The sequence below is a fragment of the Fretibacterium fastidiosum genome, from assembly GCF_000210715.1.
GTDB lineage: Bacteria > Synergistota > Synergistia > Synergistales > Aminobacteriaceae > Fretibacterium > Fretibacterium fastidiosum.
The window spans coordinates 1,967,282-1,969,143 of record NC_021038.1 but is presented as its reverse complement, the minus strand read 5'-3'; the positions used below and the strand labels follow the sequence as shown (position 1 = coordinate 1,969,143).

General features: G+C 65.8%; 2 protein-coding genes, 1 pseudogene and 1 riboswitch. All 3 genes and pseudogenes read right to left on the bottom strand.

Annotated features, from left to right (window positions below; genetic code table 11):
• A partial coding sequence (locus SY1_RS08995) for an iron chelate uptake ABC transporter family permease subunit (protein WP_208873525.1) occupies positions 1 to 337 on the bottom strand: 337 nt, incomplete at its 3' end.
• Between the two features lie 18 nt (positions 338 to 355).
• The gene (locus SY1_RS08990; RefSeq protein ID WP_015556836.1) at positions 356 to 1,246 is read right to left on the bottom strand and encodes a sirohydrochlorin cobaltochelatase; all 891 of its coding nucleotides are present in this window, start codon (positions 1,244 to 1,246) and stop codon (positions 356 to 358) included.
• A 170-nt stretch (positions 1,247 to 1,416) separates the two neighbouring features.
• Positions 1,417 to 1,595, bottom strand: a riboswitch (cobalamin riboswitch).
• An 83-nt stretch (positions 1,596 to 1,678) separates the two neighbouring features.
• Positions 1,679 to 1,862, bottom strand: a pseudogene (locus SY1_RS08985) (Rpn family recombination-promoting nuclease/putative transposase); the annotation flags it as partial.

Here is a 1,862-nt window from a genome sequence, read left to right as displayed (position 1 = left end):
CCGCCCCGGCGGCGATGCCCAGCGTGTAGGGCTCCGCCAGGGGGTTCGCGAGGATGCCCTGCAGGAGCGCGCCGGAAACGCTGAGCAATCCGCCCGTCCCCACCGCCGCAAACAGGCGGGGCAGCCGCACGGAGCGGATCACGAGCGCCTCCGGCAGGGAGGCCTCCGCCTCCGGCAGGCGCGGGGACAGCAGATACAGCACGCGGGGAAGCGGGATATCCCACTCCCCCAGCGTGACGCGCCACACGACCGCACAGGCAAGAGCGAGGAGAAGCGCCCCGCCGACGGCCCAGGCCCTGCGGCTCTGCGCCTTGCGGCAGGCCGCGATCTCAGTCATCGAGGAAACGCGCCCGCGCTACATCATCTCGCGGATGCGCTCGACGAAGCTCTTCGCGATGTTCTCGTCCTGACCCAGTCCAACCAGGTAGGGTGTGACGTCCTTGTAGCCCGCCTTCTTCAGCACGTTCAGCCAGGACTCCTCGTCGTCCGCGCCAGCCAGGTCGTTGTTGGCGTGGTCGCCCGCCACGATCATCAGCGGGGAGATCACCAGCTTGCGGATGTCCTTGTGGCGCTTAAGCGCGCGGATGACGTCCTCCACCTTGGGCTCGGCCTCCACGGTGCCGAGGAAGAAGCGACCGTAGGCGACCTTGTCGAGGGAGAACTGCAGCTGGCTGTACATGGCGTGGGCGATGTGCTCCGGCGTGCCGTGCCCCATGAGGACGATGGCCGTCCCTTTGTCCTTCAGCTGCTTCTCAAAGCGGGTCATCAGGAGCTTGGCCATCTTGTCGCAGTCCTCCACGCCGTTCAGGCAGGGGGCTCCAAGGGCGATCTTCTTGAAGCCGTACTTGCCCTTCAGGGACGCAAAGGCGTCCACGACGTTCTGCATCTCGTCGTACTCCTCGCCGGGGATGATGTGCGTCGGCATGACGTACACGTGGGTGAAGCCCTCGTCGTTCATCGCGGCGAGCGCCTGAACCGGCGTCGGCACGACCTCGTTGCGCTCGCGGGCGATCTTGCGGCGGATGATGTTCGACGTGAAGGCGAGGCGGACCTCCGCGTCGGGGAAGGCCTTCTTCGCCGCCTCCACCAGGTTGTCGATGGCGGGACGGGCCTCCGGCATGGACGTGCCGAAGGACGACACCAGGATCCCCATCTTGTCGGGCTTCGCGTCGCCGTGGGCGGACCATGCCGGGGAAGCAGAAAGCAGCGCCGCAGCGACCAGCATTACACAGACAAACTTGTTCATGACACATACCTCCATCGTGATAAGGATACCCCTGCCCTCGCAGGGTAGAGCACAGCCTGGTGAAAAGGCGTGAAAAAAGGAGGCTCGGCATCGCGCCGGGCCTCCTTCGCCGTATGCGGTTCGCAGTCTGCGTCCTGCAGCAGCACCGGAGGGTTGCCCACGCAAATGCCCATCGGTCCTCGCGCAGGGTCAATATCCTGACTTCCCCTCCTCCTCGTCCGCGCCCTTCCCGAAGGGGTTTCCCCTTCAGTGGGCCTTGCCTGCGGATTCGTCCGGGTCACAGTGGCGGGGCCGCGCGGGTCTTGCACCCGCTTCCTGGCCCTGCGACGCCTTATTTAAGGCTATTTAAGCACATTGCTCCACCGCTGTCAAATCCCCGCGGGGCCCAATCCCGCAGGAACGTGAAGCGCGGGCAAAGCAGGGGGCCAACAATCAGTTGTCCATCCCCCGCCGCAGTGCCTCCACCTCGCCGAGGGATAGCCCGGTGAAGTCAACGACCTGCTCCAGCGGGACGCCTCGCACCAGCATCCGCCGCGCCGTGGCGGCGATGCCCCTTGCCTCTCCAAGCTTTATGCCTCTCGCCTCTCCAAGCTGAATGCCCTCCGTCCTGCCAAGA

Coding starts and splice junctions, on each gene's coding strand:
- SY1_RS08990 (WP_015556836.1), bottom strand. CDS start 1,246: ATGAACAAGTTTGTCTGTGTAATGCTGGTCGCTGCGGCGCTGCTTTCT.